Annotated in this window: 14 protein-coding genes; 2 read left to right on the top strand and 12 right to left on the bottom strand. The window is 69.8% G+C overall.

Annotation, left to right across the window (positions count from 1 at the left end):
• Positions 1 to 145: 145 nt before the first annotated feature.
• On the top strand, positions 146 to 2,173 hold the full coding sequence (locus I3V78_RS11730; protein WP_204487144.1) for a lytic transglycosylase domain-containing protein: 2,028 nt from the start codon (positions 146 to 148) through the stop codon (positions 2,171 to 2,173).
• A 61-nt stretch (positions 2,174 to 2,234) separates the two neighbouring features.
• On the opposite strand, the gene I3V78_RS11725 is transcribed toward I3V78_RS11730, so the two are convergent.
• The 6 genes from I3V78_RS11725 to I3V78_RS11700 all read right to left on the bottom strand — a co-directional run bounded on the left by I3V78_RS11725 (position 2,235) and on the right by I3V78_RS11700 (position 7,365).
• Complete coding sequence (locus I3V78_RS11725) at positions 2,235 to 2,432, bottom strand: hypothetical protein (RefSeq protein WP_204487142.1); 198 nt, start codon at positions 2,430 to 2,432, stop codon at positions 2,235 to 2,237.
• A 5-nt stretch (positions 2,433 to 2,437) separates the two neighbouring features.
• Positions 2,438 to 2,800 carry a hypothetical protein gene (locus tag I3V78_RS11720; protein WP_204487141.1) on the bottom strand — a complete coding sequence of 121 codons (363 nt, stop codon included), beginning with the start codon at positions 2,798 to 2,800 and terminating at the stop codon, positions 2,438 to 2,440.
• Positions 2,797 to 3,657 carry a hypothetical protein gene (locus I3V78_RS11715; protein ID WP_204487140.1) on the bottom strand — a complete coding sequence of 287 codons (861 nt, stop codon included), beginning with the start codon at positions 3,655 to 3,657 and terminating at the stop codon, positions 2,797 to 2,799. Before I3V78_RS11715 ends, I3V78_RS11720 begins: the two co-directional genes overlap by 4 nt.
• The gene (locus I3V78_RS11710) at positions 3,654 to 4,898 is read right to left on the bottom strand and encodes a hypothetical protein (RefSeq protein WP_204487139.1); all 1,245 of its coding nucleotides are present in this window, start codon (positions 4,896 to 4,898) and stop codon (positions 3,654 to 3,656) included. The genes I3V78_RS11715 and I3V78_RS11710 overlap by 4 nt, the downstream gene beginning before the upstream one ends.
• A gap of 29 nt (positions 4,899 to 4,927) precedes the next feature.
• Complete coding sequence (locus I3V78_RS11705; protein WP_204487138.1) at positions 4,928 to 6,484, bottom strand: hypothetical protein; 1,557 nt, start codon at positions 6,482 to 6,484, stop codon at positions 4,928 to 4,930.
• Between the two features lie 92 nt (positions 6,485 to 6,576).
• Positions 6,577 to 7,365: a TadE/TadG family type IV pilus assembly protein gene (locus I3V78_RS11700; RefSeq protein ID WP_338023535.1), complete on the bottom strand. Its 789-nt coding sequence runs from the start codon at positions 7,363 to 7,365 to the stop codon at positions 6,577 to 6,579.
• A 289-nt stretch (positions 7,366 to 7,654) separates the two neighbouring features.
• Here I3V78_RS11700 and I3V78_RS11695 point away from each other — a divergent pair, with 289 nt between their 5' ends.
• Positions 7,655 to 8,236 carry a hypothetical protein gene (locus tag I3V78_RS11695; RefSeq protein WP_204487136.1) on the top strand — a complete coding sequence of 194 codons (582 nt, stop codon included), beginning with the start codon at positions 7,655 to 7,657 and terminating at the stop codon, positions 8,234 to 8,236.
• A 55-nt stretch (positions 8,237 to 8,291) separates the two neighbouring features.
• Here I3V78_RS11695 and I3V78_RS11690 read toward each other — a convergent pair whose 3' ends face one another.
• The 6 genes from I3V78_RS11690 to I3V78_RS11665 form a co-directional block, all read right to left on the bottom strand.
• A complete protein-coding gene (locus I3V78_RS11690) occupies positions 8,292 to 10,046 on the bottom strand; it encodes an AAA family ATPase (protein ID WP_204487135.1) in 1,755 nt (584 codons plus the stop codon).
• A gap of 82 nt (positions 10,047 to 10,128) precedes the next feature.
• Positions 10,129 to 12,576 (bottom strand): protein kinase domain-containing protein, encoded by a 2,448-nt coding sequence (locus I3V78_RS11685; RefSeq protein ID WP_204487134.1) that lies wholly within the window; start codon positions 12,574 to 12,576, stop codon positions 10,129 to 10,131.
• 75 nt (positions 12,577 to 12,651) lie between these two features.
• Positions 12,652 to 13,416 (bottom strand): hypothetical protein, encoded by a 765-nt coding sequence (locus tag I3V78_RS11680; RefSeq protein ID WP_204487133.1) that lies wholly within the window; start codon positions 13,414 to 13,416, stop codon positions 12,652 to 12,654.
• The gene (locus I3V78_RS11675; protein WP_204487132.1) at positions 13,413 to 14,696 is read right to left on the bottom strand and encodes an ABC transporter permease; all 1,284 of its coding nucleotides are present in this window, start codon (positions 14,694 to 14,696) and stop codon (positions 13,413 to 13,415) included. The genes I3V78_RS11680 and I3V78_RS11675 overlap by 4 nt, the downstream gene beginning before the upstream one ends.
• Complete coding sequence (locus tag I3V78_RS11670; protein WP_204487131.1) at positions 14,693 to 15,370, bottom strand: ABC transporter ATP-binding protein; 678 nt, start codon at positions 15,368 to 15,370, stop codon at positions 14,693 to 14,695. The genes I3V78_RS11675 and I3V78_RS11670 overlap by 4 nt, the downstream gene beginning before the upstream one ends.
• Complete coding sequence (locus I3V78_RS11665; RefSeq protein ID WP_204487130.1) at positions 15,367 to 16,977, bottom strand: hypothetical protein; 1,611 nt, start codon at positions 16,975 to 16,977, stop codon at positions 15,367 to 15,369. The genes I3V78_RS11670 and I3V78_RS11665 overlap by 4 nt, the downstream gene beginning before the upstream one ends.
• Positions 16,978 to 16,990 lie beyond the last annotated feature (13 nt).

Below are 16,990 nucleotides of genomic sequence, written 5' to 3'. Positions count from 1 at the left end.
CGCCCACGCGGTGCGTTTCTTCCCGTCCCAGGCATCCGAGGGGAAGATGGCCCGTCTGGATGCTTGTTGGAGCGAATCGAAAAGCATCGAATCCTTCCGCCCCTCAACCCACCCGGCCCGCCTGGCAGCCGGTTCCCAGGTGCTCATGCCGTCTTTCAGCCTGCTCCTCCTGGCGCTCTCGTCGGTCCCGCCGTCGGGTGAGGCCCTCCCTCCGCGGCCCGAGCCCGCGAGCCTGACGGCCCCCGCGGCGCCGTCGCCCGCGACGCCCGCCCCCGCGATGGAAGGCGCCGCCCCCCGGGAGTCCGAGCCCCCCATCGCCGGAGCGGCCCTGCCCGTGGAGCCCCCGGCCCCCGACGAGGGCGAGGAGGCGGACGAGGACGAGTCCACCGAGCTCGAGGAGATGCGGGCCCTGGAGGGCGCCACGCTGGACCCCGGCGCCCGGCCGGACGCCGCGGTGCTCCAGTCCCTGCGGCGCCTGGGCGTGGCCAACCCGCTGCGCCTGCGCATGCTGGACGCCCTGGAGGAGTCCACCTTCCGCGAGGACGAGGCGGACGATGGGCCGCCGCTCATCACGGACCTGTCCACCTTCGACGTGGCGCGCTTCCAGCCGCACTACGACATCCCCGTGGAGATGCAGCCGCTCGTCGCCCAGTACATCCAGTTCTTCCAGGGCCCGGGCCGCAAGTGGTTCCGCAAGTGGGTGGGCCGCTCCACGCGCTACCTGCCGGTGATGCAGCCCATCCTGGAGTCCATGGGCCTGCCGCGCGACACCGTGTACCTGGCGATGATCGAGAGCGGCTTCTCGCCCACCGCGTACTCGTGGGCGCATGCCTCGGGGCCCTGGCAGTTCATCTCCAGCACCGGCCGCCAGTACGGCCTGCACCAGGACTTCTGGGTGGACGAGCGGAGGGATCCGCTCAAGGCCACGCGCGCCGCGGCGCGCTACCTCAAGGATCTGCGCGCGGAGCTGGGCCACTGGTACCTCGCGTGGGCCGGCTACAACACGGGCAGTGGCCGGGTGCGCCGCCTGATGGAGCGCCACGACACCAAGGACTTCTGGCTCATCTCCGCGGAGAAGGGCCTGGCCACGGAGACCAAGCACTACGTGCCCAAGCTCATCGCCGCGGCGCTCATCTCCAAGCACCCGGCCGCCTTCGGCTTCGCCGAGGAGGAGTTCGTCTACGAGTCGCCGCTCAGCTTCGAGGAGGTGAAGCTCACCGACGCCACGGACCTGGACGTCATCGCCCGGGCGGCGGGCGTGGAGGTGACGGCCGTGCAGGAGCTCAACCCGGAGCTGCGCCGCTGGTGCACCCCGCCGGCCAGCACGAAGAACCCCTACGTGCTGCGCCTGCCCACCGGCACCGCGCCGCGCTTCACGGAGAACTTCGCCAAGCTGCCCCCCAAGGAGCGGCTCACCTTCCGGGTGCACCGGGTGAAGCGCGGGGACACGCTGTCGCAGATCGCCCTGAGCTACGGCACGGCCGCCGAGGCCATCCTCCAGATGAACCAGCTCAAGAGCCTGCGCACGCTCAAGCTCAACTCGGAGCTCGTCATCCCCATCCCCGCCAGCCGCGGGGGCGTGAAGACCGAGGACGCGGCGGACACGGCCATCGCGCGCAAGGTGGCCCAGGCGCGGCGCAGCGGTGTCACCGCGCCCCGCCCCGAGGACGAGGTCCCGGCGGGCACGCCGCGCGGCCCCGTGGCCTCCGGCCCCATCAAGACGGAGAGCATCGGCGGCCGCAAGCGCATCACCTACGGCGTGCAGTCCGGCGACAGCGTGTGGGCCATCGCCAACCGCTTCCAGGTGCAGGTGGAGGACGTGCGCAAGTGGAACAGCCTGTCCGCGCGCGCCAGCCGCCGGGCGCTCAAGGTGGGCTCGGTGCTCTACCTCTGGCCGGACAGCGCGCCCCGGCAGGTGGAGGAGCGCGCGGGCACCGTCATCGCCCAGCGCGCCGCCCCGGCCGCGGCCCCCGTCATCGGCAACACCAACCGGCACACGGCCGCGCCACCCCCGGCCTCCGCGACCAACGTCCACCACCTGGCCGCCGGCGAGACGCTGTGGAGCATCGCCCAGCGCTACGGCATCAGCGTGGAGGACATCAAGCGCTGGAACCACATCAAGGACACCAGCCGCCTGCCCACCGGCCTCAAGCTCACCGTGAGCGCGCCGTAAGCAGAGCAGGACCGGAGGGAGGAGCCCCGCCGCGAGCGGGGCCCCGGGACCGCGCCCCCGCTCAGGGCGTGGCCAGGTTGATCATGTAGTACAGGCCGTTGAGGTAGATGTTCAGGGCCCGCATGAGCATGGGCAGCACGGTGATGATGGCCACGCCACCGGCGAGCGCCAGCGCATAGACGACCATCGAGTACTCGACCATCGCCTGGCCACGGCGCCGACGCGACAGCAGCCGCGACTTCTTCGATTGGGAACCCATGCGCCTCAATCCTCCGCCGATCCGCCCTCGGGCATCGAGGGCGGCTTGAGGTGATCCTTCATGTACTGAGCGTCGATGCGGCCCTTCTCCTGGCAGCTGCCATCGCACGCGGCGACCATCTTGTCGCAGCTCTTCTCGCACTGGGCCTTGCTGTTCTTGCGCTTGGGATCCGCGCAAGGCTGCGCGCACATCTGCGCCATCAGGTCGCACTGATCCTTGCAGGTCGTCGGGCGCTTGGTGATCTTCGGCGCCGGCGTGGGCTGGATCGAGGGCTTGTCCTTCTTGGGAGCGGCGAAGGCCCACCCCGCGCTGAGCCCCACGCACAACGCCAGGGCCGGGATCCGGAGAGATTTCAGGGAAGTTTTCATGAGTCGAACCACACGAGAGACACGGCCACGCCCGAGGAGTCCTCGACCTTGGCGGTGATGGACAACACGGAACCCGCCTTCTGGTAGCTCTCCATGCCCGGAAGGCTCTCGCCCTCCGGCGTGGGGACGTAGCCACGCTTGAGCAGTTCCGTGCGGTAGAAGGTCATGACCTTGGCGGGCGTGCTGTCCTTCACCAGGAAGAACGCGCTGCGCGAGGACAGCCCCGGCTCCAGTTGCTGCATGGCCGTGGGCGGCTCCGAATTGGGCGGCTGGGGCAGCCCATCCGGCAAGTTCTTGCGCTCGAGCAGCTCCTCGGGATTGCCCACGGACGCGAGGATGACCGTTCCCGAGCCGTGCGGCACGAACGTGAGCGTCTTGAGGTTGTCGCTGCCCGGGGGACGGAAGCTCATGTACATCAGCTTCACCTCCGGCACCTTCCCCACCATGACGTTGACGACGCCCTGCTTCTCCAGGGAGTCCGCGTAGTTGTTCATCACGATGTGGGGCGCATCGTCCACGATGAGCGTGGCGATCTGCATCCGGGCGCCATTGATGAGGGTCTGCTCCCCCATGGGCTCGGGGCGGGCTCCCCGGTAGACGCTGAACCCGAAGGGATCCGGGTCCTCCGGAGGCGGGGCGTCCTGCGAGGGCGTGATGGCATCCCGCACCAGCTCCTGCCAGTCCGCCTTCGTGGGCGTGGCCGACGGGGCCGGCTTGGCGGCGGGCTGCTTGCCGGCGGCGGCACTGGAGGCCGCCTTGGGCGGGGCCTTCGGCGCGGAGGGCGCCGGGCCCTCCCCGCTCGCCCCGCCCGCGGTCAGGACCCCGCCGAGCAGGGCGAGGAGCACGCCTCGGCTCATGGGCAGGCGCCGTCCTTCTGCTCGGTCTTGCAGCCCATGTAGTACAAGCCGCGCTTGTTGTAGGCGGTCTGGTACTTCGGGTTGGCGTTCTTGTAGGGCGTGGACTCGAACTTGGAGTTGGACATCAGGTCCATGCTCGGCCCCTTGGTCTGACCCGGCGCCTGCGGCTTGTAGCGGGCGACCATGAAGGTGCCCGCGATGCCCGGCAGTCGGGCGACGGGATCCTCGCGGATGGAGGTCTCCATGAGGCTCAGGCCCGGGTTGACGGTCATCTTGAGGTTGTTGGACGCGTCCCGGGCCAGGGTCGCCGCATTGGCCTGCACCATCGAGAACGTCGCGGCTCCGCTGGTGGAGTTCAAGTACACCACGCGCTTGTAGAAGTTGCTGTCATCCAGCTTGGTGTACGACGAGGCGAAGCTGCGGTCCCCGAGGTCCGCGTCCGCGATGGTCTCGCGCTGGCCCCGCCTGCGCGAGGCGCCGGTCTCCAGGGCCCAGGTATTGAAGTAGACGGAGCCCATCTCGGAGGCCACGACGTTGTTTCCCCGGCCCTGGAAGTTGTGCGAGTCCGAGTCCTTGTCGCGCTTGGTCAGGTTGGACAGGTCCAGATCGGAGAACTTGGAGAAGAGCTTCTGCGGGATGATGTAGTTGTAGATGTAGCCCTTGGCGTCACAACGCACCGCACCGCCCTTGCTGTACTTCCGGGCGAAGCTGCCGAGCATCAGCGGATCAATCGCCCAGGCGTTGTCGTCCTCCATGGAGCACTTGAACTGGGTGTCCGAGCCCGCGCTCGCCTCGAAGCGGTAGGTGTACTGGGCCGCGAAGTAGATCTTGTGGTGCTTGGAGTGGTTGTGATTGCCGTTGATGCGCTCCACGACCCCCAGGCCCGGGGAGCCCGGCTCGGCGCCATCCTCGAAGGCGGAGGTGTGGTCCGAGTAGGAGGAACGCGAGGCGTGGTAGGAGCGGTTCCAGCCCGCCGCGTCCTTCCAGTTGCTCGGACGGGGGTCGGGATCGTCGCCCCGCTGATCCTTGGTGTCCGGCTTGTAGCGCCCGCGCGTCTGCTGCACGTCATTCTCGCCATTGAGCGTGGAGATGTCCCAGACGCTCGAGACGACGGACTCCTGCAGGTCCAGCTTCATGTAGGCCGCGTCCATCAGGAAGAACGCGTAGAAGAGCAGCGGGAGCAGCACGAGCATCAACAGCACGGTCTCCACCATGGCGGCACCGCGCGGGCGACGCGACATGGGGACGGCAAGCCTCGAGTTCGAGCGGTTCATTGGACGTTCACTCCCTTGCCACCACTGCCGGGGATGGCGGATGCGCCTCCCACCACGATGGCGGCGTTGGAATCCACGATGGTCAGCGTCGTCGCCAGTTCCCGCGTGGTCACGGGGTGCAGCTTGGCGCGCCAGTAGGGATTGAAGAGGTTCGGGTAGTCGGACCAGTCGCCCATGCGGTGGTAGTACACCTGCGCCTTGGAGAAGGCCTTGGTGGGCGAGTTGTTGGTGAGCGTCAGCGAGGCGTCCGAGTTGCCCACGTTGGTGAAGCGCACCGTGCCCGTGCCATCCTTGGCGATCTCATACGGCCCCCGGATGCCGAACTCGTTGACCCGGCCGTCCGTGGTGGCCGTGGCGAACACCGCCGGCTGGTTGAACGGGAAGGAGTCCCCGATGTTGAACTCCATGAAGCGCTCCATCGCCAGCTCGGGATTGGAGTGGGAAGCGCCCGTGTGGGGATTGCCGGTCAGCGAGAAGAGGCCCGAGGCGTGGGCCTGGCTGGCGCCAGTGGTGATCCGGGCCACGCCAATGGGGCCCAGCATCGGCAGGGGCGCGCCGCCCACGCCGTGACGCCAGGTGCCGCCCAGCAGGCCGTGGTCGAAGGAGGTCATGCTCTTGCCCTCCACGTTGGCCGCCACGTCGCGGGTGATGATCGCCGTGGCGCCCGACTGGCCCGGGAAGTTTCCGGCGGCCACGACACCCGTACGGCCGCTCACGCCGCCCGGGAACTGCTCGATGATCCAGGTGCCCTTGGGGCCCACCCAGAGGGACTCCGCCTTGACGAGATCACTGAGCCGGGCGAACAGCACCGGGGTGGCGATGAGGGAATTGGTGCGGTTCCACGCGAAGTCCTGCCGGGTGGCGTTCACGTTCTCCGCCAGGATGCGCCGCTTCTTCTGATCGTTGGTCTCGAACGCCTGCGTCCACTGCACGATGTTCTGGGCGCTCAGCGTCATGGGGTCGCTGGTGACGGAGGCCGCCTTGGACATGTTGTCCTCCTTGAGCGAGCCGAACGAGCCCTTGCCCAGCGCCACCATGACGCCGCCGTGCACGGCCTTCTGCGAGAGGTTCAGCGCCTGGATGTGCCGATTCAGGGCGTCGGTGACGCTCCGGGCCGAGCGGTCCACGGCCTGGACCTTCTTGGCGATCTTCCCGCCGAACGCGTCGATGAACAGCCCCGCCACGTTGATCTCCGCCTCGCCCGCGTGGAGGCAGTGCTGGGGACGGCACGGCACCCAGCCGCAGAAGCACTGGGCGAGCTCCTCCGCCGCGATGGTCTGCATGACCAGGGCGCCGCTGAAGCGCAGGTCGGTGAGCATCGTCGCCTCGGACACGTAGGCGTGCACGTTGGCCATGCTCACGTAGGACGAGGCGATGGCGCGGTTGCTGTAGGCGAAGTAGTTGAGCGCCCGGGCCTCCATCACCGCCATGGAGAACGCCTTGGCATCCGCGTAGTTCTGCAGGCGGATCTTCTGCTGCACCGACACCGTCACGTTGATGGTCATGAAGACCACCAGCGCCAACACCACGAGCGAGACCACTCCGAGGATCATCGCCTGGCCGCGGGAGCGAGGACCCTGGCGGGAATCCGACGCGCGGCGCTTCAAGATTCGAGAAAGCGTCTTCATGGGAGCCCTGGCGAAAGCTACGGCTTGTAGTGGATGCACTCGTTGCTCTTGGGGAGCGCGAACTTGTTGAGGAAGAAGTTGCTCTGCATCCGCATCGCGTAGCTGACGTTGATGGGGATGGTGTAGATCTTCATCGCTTCCAGCGCCCGCACCGACGAGGCCTGCGTGGCGGTGGAGGGTTTGTTGGGCACACCCTTCTGCGTCATCATCAGCACCGAGGGCAGCGTGGCGCCCAGATACGTGCGGGTGATGATCCAGTTGGCGAACGGGATGGGCATCCGGTAGAGCAGCTGGAGCTGGGCGCGCAGGCGCAGCCGGTTGTACTGGCGCATGCCCGGGCCCGTCTGCGGGTCCTGATCCTCCTCCTCGGAGATCATCAGCCGGGGGTCGTCGAAGTCCACCTCGTTGCGGCTGCCGCGGCCGTGCAGGGCCGACTGGTGCCCCGCCGCCAGCGCCTGGCCTCCCGAGCCGCTCAGCTCACTGTCGGTGGGGCCGCAGATGACCACCTTCACCATCTGGCCCACGCCGAGCGAGTTCTCGCCCAGGAGCCGGCCGTACTTCATGACGACCCGCGAGCTGCTGTCGTTGGGCAGGATCTTCTTGCCCTGGCTGTCCGTCAGCACGGGCATGAGGTGGAAGACGGCCGCCGCCTCCATCGCCTTGGGGCTGGCGTTGTGCATCGCGCCCACGCGCACCGCCCGGTACGCGGCGTACTTGGCCATCACGCGCGCCTGAGCGATGAGGCCCAGCTGCAGGATGCCCAGGATCAAGAAGACATAGAGGGGGATGATCAGGGCGGTCTCCACCGCCACCTGTCCCGATTGCCGCCTTCTCGATCGACCCCGCATGTACGCTCCCATCGTGAAGGCCCAGCATAAGGGTATCGGGAGGGTTCGCTATCGGTCAACTTGCCGGAGCCTGGCCTTGCACAAGAACCCGAATGAATCCAAGGGGTTGGCTCAGAGCAAGCCACCAAGGAGCAGGTGACCCGGAAGGTCCGTCATCGTCCGGGCGCGGGGCGGCGAGCGGCCTGCTTTCAACTTGCCGCGCGGACCGCGGTTTTGATGTTATCCGAGCCTACCGAGGAGGATCACCATGGACAAGATTTGGCGGACCCTGGCTGTGACGCTGTCGTTGTCGGTCGCGGCTTGCACCGGCTGCAATGGCTCGAATGGCGAGAACGGCGGCGAGAACGGCGGCGAGAACGGCGGCAACCCGTCGCAGGACAAGATCGTGTGCACGGGCACCTACAGCGGCGCCGCGACGGGCAAGATCTCGTTCTGCAGCCTGTCCGCGCTCAAGACCTCCGATGGCTCGATCCAGTACACGCTCAGCCTGGAGCCCGACACGAGCGGCACCGTGGAGAGCACGACCAACCTGGAGCTCATCGGCAAGGGCGATCCCAAGAAGGGCGCCATCACGCTGGACACCTTCTCCGACGCGGTGGGTCAGGTGACCGTCAAGGGGGACAAGGACTACCACGTGCTGCGCTCGAACGGTACGCAGGACGGCAACGTGTCGCTGACGATCGACACGGTGCCCGCCGGACAGGATCTGACCGGCGGCAACTACAAGTACGAGAACTTCGTGGGCAAGGCGGAGATCCGCTACGTGGCGCCCCCGGGCTCCTCGTACTCGGACTCCGTGACCCTGTCGGTGTCGTTCCAGAAGCAGTAGGCCGCACGAGCGCGCGGGCCTCACGGTTCCCGCGCGCTCACCCGCCCCGCCGCGGCTAGCCCTGCTCGAGCAGTTGCTTGAGCTCGCGCACCCGGCGGGTGATGAGGTCGCGGTCCATGCGCCGGAAGCTCTCGGGCAGCAGCTCGCGGCTGGTGCACTCCTGCACCGCCACCAGGTTCTGCAGCTCGATCTCCAGGGGATAGCTCGGGGGCACGAAGTCCTCGAACACCGCCTTGAGATCCTCCTCGGTCGCCTGCTCGCGACCCTGGGCGAGCGCCCGGAAGCGCGTGCGCACCATGACGGCCTCCATGTCCGCGCCGCTCAGCTGCCGGGTGCCAATGGGGATGAGGTCCGAGATGGACGGCACCTCCAGTTTGAGCCCCGTCTTCTTCTGCATGACCTTGAAGAGCTCCTCCCGCTCGGCCTCCGTCTCCGGGTAGAAGAGCGCCAGGTGCTCCTCGGCGCGCCCCTGACGCTTGAGGTCGATGGGCAGGAGGTCCGGCCGCGCCGTCATGAGGAACCAGACGATCTTCCCGCGGTAGACCGTGTTGCCCATGAACGAGGCGATGGAGCCGAACACGCGGCTGCTCGTGCCCGAGTCCCCGCCCGAGTCGCGGTTGCCCAGGAAGGTGTCCGCCTCGTCCACCATCACCGCCACGGGCCAGAGCGCCTTGAGCAGGTTGAAGATCTTCTCCAGGTTGCTCTCGGTGACGCCCTGCCACTGGCTGCGGAAGTTGAGGAACTTCACCACCGGGATGCCAATCTCCCCGGCGAAGCACGACACGAGGAACGTCTTGCCCGTGCCCACCGGCCCGCTCACCAGGTAGCCCATGGGCATGACCTCCATGCGGCCCTTCTTGAGGGCGTTGGCCGCCGAGCGCAGCATCTCCTTGGCCTTGGCGTGGCCCGCCACCGCGTCCAGCGTGTGCACCGGCTCGATGAACTCCAAGAGGCCGTGGCACTCGGCCTGGATGAGCTCCTTCTTCTTCTCCTTGAGCAGCTCCGAGGTGATGCGCACGCCGCGCTCGAGCGACTCGGTGAGCACCCGGTCCAGGTTGATGCGCGAGAGGCCCGCCGTCATCTTGGCCAGGCCCGCGAGCGGCACGTCCGACACCGCCGCGAGCTTCTTGCCCTCGAGCTTGTAGCGCACGTACTCCAGGCGCTCCTCCTCCACGGGCAGGGGCAGCTCGATGGGGGCCACGTAGGGGTTGCGCGTGAGGCGCGGGGAGATGTCCGCCAGGTTCTCCGCCAGGAGCACCACCGACACGTCGCCCGCGAGGAACTGCGGGTCGTGCGCCCACTTCTCCAGCGTGGCCAGCACGAAGCGGTCCTCGGCCGACAGGTGGCTCATCTCCCCGCCGGGCACCAGCGTCTCGGCGAAGTCGATGACGAGCGCCAGCGAGCGCCCATCACTCAGGCGCATGCGCAGGAAGTTCTCCAGAATCTGCAGCGCCCGACCTGGATCCCGCGGCAGGCTCTTGGCGAAGTCCGTGCCGTAGAGCGTGTCGTAGCCGGCGAGCGTGCGCTGCAGGTCCTTCTGCGTCTCCGTCGAGGCGGAGCGGATGCCCGAGGAGCGATCATAGAAGACGACGTGATCGCGCCCGCCGAACAGCTCCTCGGCGAGGAAGGTGCGCAAGGGGCCGAAGCCCCGGCCGCCGTCCTCGAGCGTGAGCGGCTGCAGATCCCTCACCGCGCCGTAGAGCAGGAAGGTGTTGACCGTCTTCGTGTAGTACTTCTGCGCCAGCTTGCGGGCCCAGCCAGGCAGCTCCGCGAGTGGATCCGCCTCGGCGGACTTGCGTGACTTGCTCACCGACACACCCCTCTCCCGCCCCCGCGCGGAGGCACGGCGCCCGCCCCGACCGGGACGGGGCGCCTGTCTGGTTCACACGGCATTACTTGCTGCAGCGACCCTTCACCTTCTTGAGCCGCTCGTTCACGCGGGCGGTCCCATTGGCGGCGGGCGCCACGGGCACGTCCACGCCGGTGTAGCACTCCATCTGGAGGCTCACCTGCTTGACGCTCATGGGCACCGTCACCGTCTTGGGCGTCAGGCCGAGCTCCTTGCCCCCCGCGACGATGGTGGCGCCCGCCGGGATGGACTGCACGTCCACCAGGTACGAGTCCGCCTCCAGCGTGAGGCGCACGTCCGTGGGCGCGCCCGCCACGGGGCTGACCTGCTCCTGCCGCGAGCGGAAGCCCGGCGCGCTCGCCTCCAGCGTCAGCACGGTGCCGGCGGGCACCTCGTTGTTGATGTACGTCTTGCTGTCGCCCTTGGGGCGCACCACCTCGCCATTGAGCTTGAGCTCGGCGTCCGCGGGCTGGGTGAACACGATGAGCTGGCCCAGGCGGGCCTCGCGCTGCAGCTCCACCTCCACGTGGGTGGGCGTGGTGCCCGGGGGAATCTGCACGTTCTGGGTGAAGGGCTTGTAGCCCTCGACGCTCACCAGCACCACGCCCGGGCCGGAGGAGACCGGCTGCAGGATGGGGCCTCCCTTGGGCGGAATCTCCAGGTCCTTGCCGTTGTAGCTGACCCGGGGGTTCTTGCCCTGCACGTCATGCGGAAGGATGACGTAGATGAAGCCCGTGGGCGGCGGCCGCGTGAGGGCCATGAGCCCGCCGCCAATGGCCAGCAGCGCCACGAGCGCCCCGCCGAGGATGAGCGGCAGGCGGTTGCGCCCCGCGGGGGCGAGCGCCGCGGGCGGCGGGGCCACGGGCGCGGGCGCCACGGGCTGGGACCGGGGCGCGGCCACGGGCATGCGGCCCGAGGGGGCGGACACGGACGCGGGCGCGATGCCGTCCTCCGTCAGGTCGTCGGTGGGCGGCGGCGACATCACCGGCGGAGGCGGCCTGAGGCCCTGGGAGGTCGAGCTGCGCGCGGGCCCCGAGGCGTCGTCCCGTCCGACGCGCGGAATGGAGTCCAGGGTGTTGCGGCCCTGACGGGCCACGGTGGTGCTCTCGCCCTGGCTGGGCGCGAGCACCGGGGGCCGGGGCATGCCCGGGTGCGACAGGCGCGGGGCGGCGCGCGGCGGCCCCTCCTGGAGCGTGGGCGGACGCGGCACCTCCATGGGCGTGACCGAGCGGCCCGGGCCCACGTGCTCGCCCGTGGGGTTGTCCTCGTCGAAGTCCCCCGCGTTGACGACCTGCGTCGCGCCGGACTCCTCCTCTTCCTTGGGAGGCGCCACGGGCGCGGCCGTCAGCTTGGGCATGGCCGCCATGGTGGGCGAGCGGCGCACGCCCGGCGGGGGCGGCGGCGCGGGCTCCACCTGCGGCGGCGACAGCTGCGGCGTGGAGTGCGGGGAGATGGGGTGGGCGCCAAAGCCCATCTCGATGGCGGCCAGCATGCCCTCGGGCGGCCGGATGTCCGCGTACTCCTGCAGGCGCTGCTTCTCGCGCTCCACGTCCTCCGCGAAGGTGGACTTCATGTACTGCATGAGGTCCTTGCGGCTGAAGATGGACTCGGAGGTGATGAGGAAGCGCTGGAGGTCGTCTCCCAGTTCGTTGGCGTACTGGTAGCGCTCGTCCACGTCGCGCGCGAGCGCCTTGAGGACGATCTTCTCCAGCGCCTCGGGGATGCGGCGGTTGTAGGTGGAGGGCGGCGCCACCTCGGCCTTGCGCACCTTCTCCAGCACGGAGAAGTCGCTGTCGCCCACGAAGAGCCGCTCGCCGGTGAGCATCTCGTAGAGACACACGCCGATGGCGAAGATGTCCGAGCGCCGATCCAGCGGCAGGCCGCGGATCTGCTCCGGGCTCATGTACCCGAACTTGCCCTTGAGGATGCCCGCCTGGGTCTTGGTCGCCTTGCCCGCGGCCTTGGCGATGCCGAAGTCGATGATCTTGACCTCGCCCTCGAAGGACACGAGCACGTTCTGCGGCGAGATGTCGCGGTGGACGATGTTGAGGTCGCGCCCCATCCCGTCCTTCTTGCGATGGGCGTAGTCCAGGCCCTCGCACATCTTCGACACCATGTAGGCCACGAGCGGCACCGGCGCCGGCTCGCTCTTCTTGCGGCCGCGGTCGAAGATGGCGCGCATGTCCTTGCCGGGGATGTACTCCATCGCGATGAAGTAGTTGTTCGCGATCTGCCCCAGCTCCTCGATCTTCGCGACGTTGGCGTGGTTCAGCTGGACGCTGATCTTCGCCTCGTCGATGAACATCGAGATGAATTCGTCATCCTCGGCGATGTTGGGGAGGATGCGCTTGATGGCGACAAGGCGCTCGAATCCTCCGGCGCCAAACATCTTCCCCCGCCACACCTCCGCCATGCCGCCGATGTTGATTCGGTCAAGGAGGAGGTATTTCCCAAACGGAATGGGTTGCCGCTTCGGTTGAGTGGTCGTCACGGGCGTACGTGGCTCGGGTTTGAGGCGCGAGCCTATCCGATCGCCCCTCCATAGGGTCAACCGCGCAGGCGACCCTCACGGTGTAGGTGCCGGGCCCCCAGGTCCGGCGGGAGGCTCGCGGCCCTCGAAGGGCGGCGGCGCCCCGTCCGCGGGGTCCTCCGGAGGGGGCGCCTCGACGACCACCCCGTAGGGCTGGCCCTGGGTGGAGTACACCGCCGGCAGGCCGAACCGGCTGCCCGCCGGAAGGCCGACCAGGGACACCCAGGCCCGGTCCTTCTGGGGAGCCACGCAATACAGGAGGGTCCCCACTTCCAGGCCCGGCGCCTCGGCCACCGGGCCGGTGCAGTCCTGGCGCACCTGGAGTGACCAGGCCCGGGCCCGCTCTCCCCGGACGAGGTACGGCGGCTGCCCCAGCTCCTCCACCACGGGCCGCAGCACCTCGGGGGTGGAGGGCACCTTGCCCTCGCGCATCAACCCCTGGGCGCGCTCCTGGAACTGGGACAGGGTGAGCGCCGCCACGTCCTCGGCGCGCAGCGGCCCCTGGCCCTCGGCGAAGACCAGGTCCACGAAGAGCGCGACCACCAGCAGGATGGGCAGCACCCGGTAGCCCTTGAAGCCCTCCCCCTGGCCCTTGAGCAGGCCCCACGCTCCCACGGCCCCCAGCACGACCGTCACGCCCAGCACGAGCGCGGGCCAGACCAGGGGGGGTGGGGCCAGGAAGGCGGACACCTCGGCGCTCCGGGCGCGCAGCGCGTCCCAGAGGTCCCCTCCATAGAGCCAGAGGAGCAGCACGAGGCTGACGGCATTGAGCAGCAGGGTCTGTCGGGAAGGACGCGTCATCCGGCGAGGGTCCGGGCGGGGTCGGTCGCGGCGGCACGGTGGCTGGGGAACCACGCGCCCGCCAGCGCGGCGAGCAACCCCAGGACCATGCCGCCCACCACCACCCCCGCGGGAAAGGAGAAGAAACTGTCGGGTTTGAAGGGAAACTCGGGCAGCCAGCGGGCCGCGAGACGGTCCGTGAGCAGGGCCAGGAGCACCGCGCCGAGCGTGCCCACCACGCCCCCCGCGAGCCCCACCACCCCCGCCTCCGCCAGGACGATGTTGCGCACGTCCCCGCGCGAGGCGCCCACCGCCTGCATGACGCCAATCTCCTTGGCCCGCGCCCGCACGGACGCACTCAACGCGTGGGCGATGTTCACCGCCGCGAGGACGCAGATGAGAATGGAGAGCAGCGCCATGGCCGACGTGGTGAGGGTCACCGCGGCGCCCACGTTCTCCGCGAGCCGCCGCTCCTGGTCGTCGATCTCCAGGCCCATCTCCTTGACCGCGGCCACCACGGCGGGCACGCCGCCCGGGCTGGTGGTCACCAGCGTCACCCCCGTGTACGTGTCCGTGTCCTGGCCCAGCGCCTTGTTCAGGCGCACCGCCACGTCCAGGGGCAGGGTGATGCCCGCGAGCAGGGCCCGGTCCGAGGCGCCCACCACCTGGGCCTGCACGGAGATGACGTCCACGCCCGGCAGCGGCGCCGTCACGTACGAGCGGTTGAAGTCCACGGGCAGCACGAAGCCCCGGAGCATGTCCGGCGCGAGCCTCGGCAGCTTGCGCGAGGGCGCGAAGGTGTTGTTGTAGATCTCCAAGAGCCGCGTGGAGATGAGCACCGGCAGCGGCTGGCCCGGCCCGGGGTCCACGAACGTCTCCCGGGGCACGTCGCCCTCGACCAGGCCCGGGTCCACGCCCACCGCCAGCAGGTCCATGCCCATGCGCAGTCGGCGGCCGAAGAAGTCCCCGTTGTAGAGGCTGGCCGCGGGGGCGCGCACGTTCATCTTCCGGTACACCCGCTCCACGCCCGGCAGCGCCCCCAGGCGCTCCACCATGGCCGCGTCCAGACGGCCGCCGCCCAGGAACGAGCCGAGCGACACCGCGGGCGGCACCACGTCCACCAGCCGCGCATCCGTCGGGAAGACGCGCTCGCGGATGACGCTCCCCACGCCCAGGCCCAGGCCCACGAAGAACACCAGCGCGCCCACGCCCATGGCCACGCCGAAGGCCGAGAAGAACGCGCCCCGCCGCTCCCGCGCGAGGCTCAACCGCACCAGCCGCGCCAATGCCGCGAGTCTCATACCGTCCCCTCCTCCACCAGCCGACCTTCCTTGAGCCGCAACACCCGCCGCGCCGCCGAGCTCATCCGCTCCTCGTGGGTGACGGCGAGCAGGGTCAGCCCCTCGCGGTGCAGCTCCTGGAAGAGCGCGATGACGCCCGCGCCCGTGGCGGCGTCCAGGTTGCCCGTGGGCTCGTCACACAGGAGCAGTCGGGGGCCCGTGAAGAGCGCCCGGGCGATGGCCACGCGCTGCCGCTCGCCGCCCGACAGCCGCACCGGCGTGCGCTCCTTCTTGGCCAGCAGGCCCACCCGATCCAGCAGGGCCTCGGCCCGCTTGCGCGCGTCCTCGGACACGCTGGCGCCGAAGTGCGAGGGCAGCAGCACGTTCTCCACGGCGGACAGGTTGGGAATCAGGTGGAAGGACTGGAAGACGAAGCCCACGTGCTGGTTGCGAAAGCGCGCGAGCGCCGCGTCGCGCAGCCCCGACAACTTCACCCCCGCCACCTCCACCTGCCCCTGGTAGTCCACGTCCAGCCCGCCGAGCAGCTGCAGCAGCGTGGACTTGCCACAGCCCGAGGGGCCCACCACCGCGACGAACTCCCCCGCCTCCACGTCCAGGGACAGGCCGTCGAGCACGCGCACCTCGGCGCCCTCCCCGTCCTGGTAGCGCTTGACGATGTCCCGCGCGCGAATCATCGGGCCGCCGGGGTGAGCCACAGGGTGAGGTCCGCGCGCAGGGCCTTGTCCTTGGCGGACACGCCCAGCGTCACCGCGCGCAGGTCATCCGTGGCCTCGAGGAAGCGCACCGTGGTCGCCTTGATGGCGAAGCCGCCAATGCCCCAGGCCTCCGAGGGCAGCGCCTTCACCGTGTCCGACAGCCGCCGCAGGTCCAGCACCGCGCCCAGCACCGGCTCCTGGAGCGAGGCGCGCAGCTCCTCCGGCACCGGCGAGGGGCCCGGGGGCGCCGAGAGCGTGGGCAGCACCGCCTCCAGTCGCGTCTGGGGCGCGGCGAGCAGCACCTTCTTGTCCACCGCCGCCAGGTGCGTGCCCTCGCCCTGTGCATACGACGTGAGGTAGACGCGCTGGCCGTTGAGCTCCGCGGGCTCCACCTTCGCGCCCAGCTTCTGCGCCAGCGGCGGCACCTTCTCCAGCAGCGAGGCCACGCCCGCCGCGTCCTTGCCCTCGCCCACCACCACCAGGTGCACGAAGCGGAACGGGTTGGTGCGCCGCGGATCCAGCCGGGGCAGGCCCGCGCCCAGTTGCACCGTGGGCGCCAGGGCCACCCCCGCCACCATGCCGGGCTCCAAGCGCGAGAGCAGCTCGCCCTTCACGTCGACGCCGCTGGACTGCACCGCGCGGGTGATGGCGCCGCCCGCCAGGTAGGGCCACACCCCCTCCAGCTTCGCGGGGTCTCCCCCGTAGCGCACCGTGAGGAAGCTGTCCGCGGGCAGGTAGCCCGCCAGGTCCGGCCCCTTCTGCGCCTTGAACACCTCGAACGAGGCCTGGTCCGGCCACGGCATGTCCGCGTGCAACGACAGCGCGCCCTCGCGCAGCGAGCCCACCAGCGTCACGGACTCGGTGCCCCCCACGGGCAGGAGGAAGCCCAGCCCCCCCGGCAGGAAGGCGTAGAAGTCGCGCTCGGTGGGCAGCCGCTTGAGGGCGTCGGACAGGAGCGGCTCCTGGGCGAGCGACTGCTCCGGCGCCAGCGTGGCCAGGCCCGGCAGTTGGGCGACGAGCTCGCCCGCCCCCACCAGGGCGTACCCGTCCGAGAGCAAGAGGCCGAGGGACGGCGCCGGTGCCCCCGCGCGGCTGAACGTGACGAGCGTGCCGCCGGGGACCTTCTCCTCGGCCCGCGTGGGCGCGCCGAGCCGCTCGCGCGCGAGCTTCGCGAAGGTCTCCGTGAGCGCCTTCTCGTCCTTCATGCCGAGCACGGAGACGACCTGGTTGTTCGCCAAGAGCGCCAGGCCCGCGCCCCGCGAGGGCTGGAGCCCCGCGGCCTCCATGGCCTGGGCGCTGCGCAGGTCCACGCCCACCTGGCGCATGATGCCGGAGACGAAGCCCTCGGCGGACTGGGCGTTCTGCAGCTGCGCGGCGAAGTTGGCGATCTTCAGCCGCTGCAGGCGCGCCAGCTTCTCGCCCAGCACTCCCACGTCCGGAATCACCACGGCCGCCCGGGCCGAGCGCGGCAGGTAGCGGGCGGGACTGAGCACCTTGGCCCCGGACGGCTTGTCGCCGCCGCAGCGGGAGCAGCCGGCGAACACCAGGAAGACGAGCAGGAGCCAGGGCGTGGCGCGGCGGAGCATAGGAGGCGGAGTG

It is taken from the genome of Archangium primigenium, from assembly GCF_016904885.1.
Lineage (GTDB): Bacteria > Myxococcota > Myxococcia > Myxococcales > Myxococcaceae > Cystobacter > Cystobacter primigenius.
This window is presented reverse-complemented; position numbering and strand designations above follow the sequence as displayed.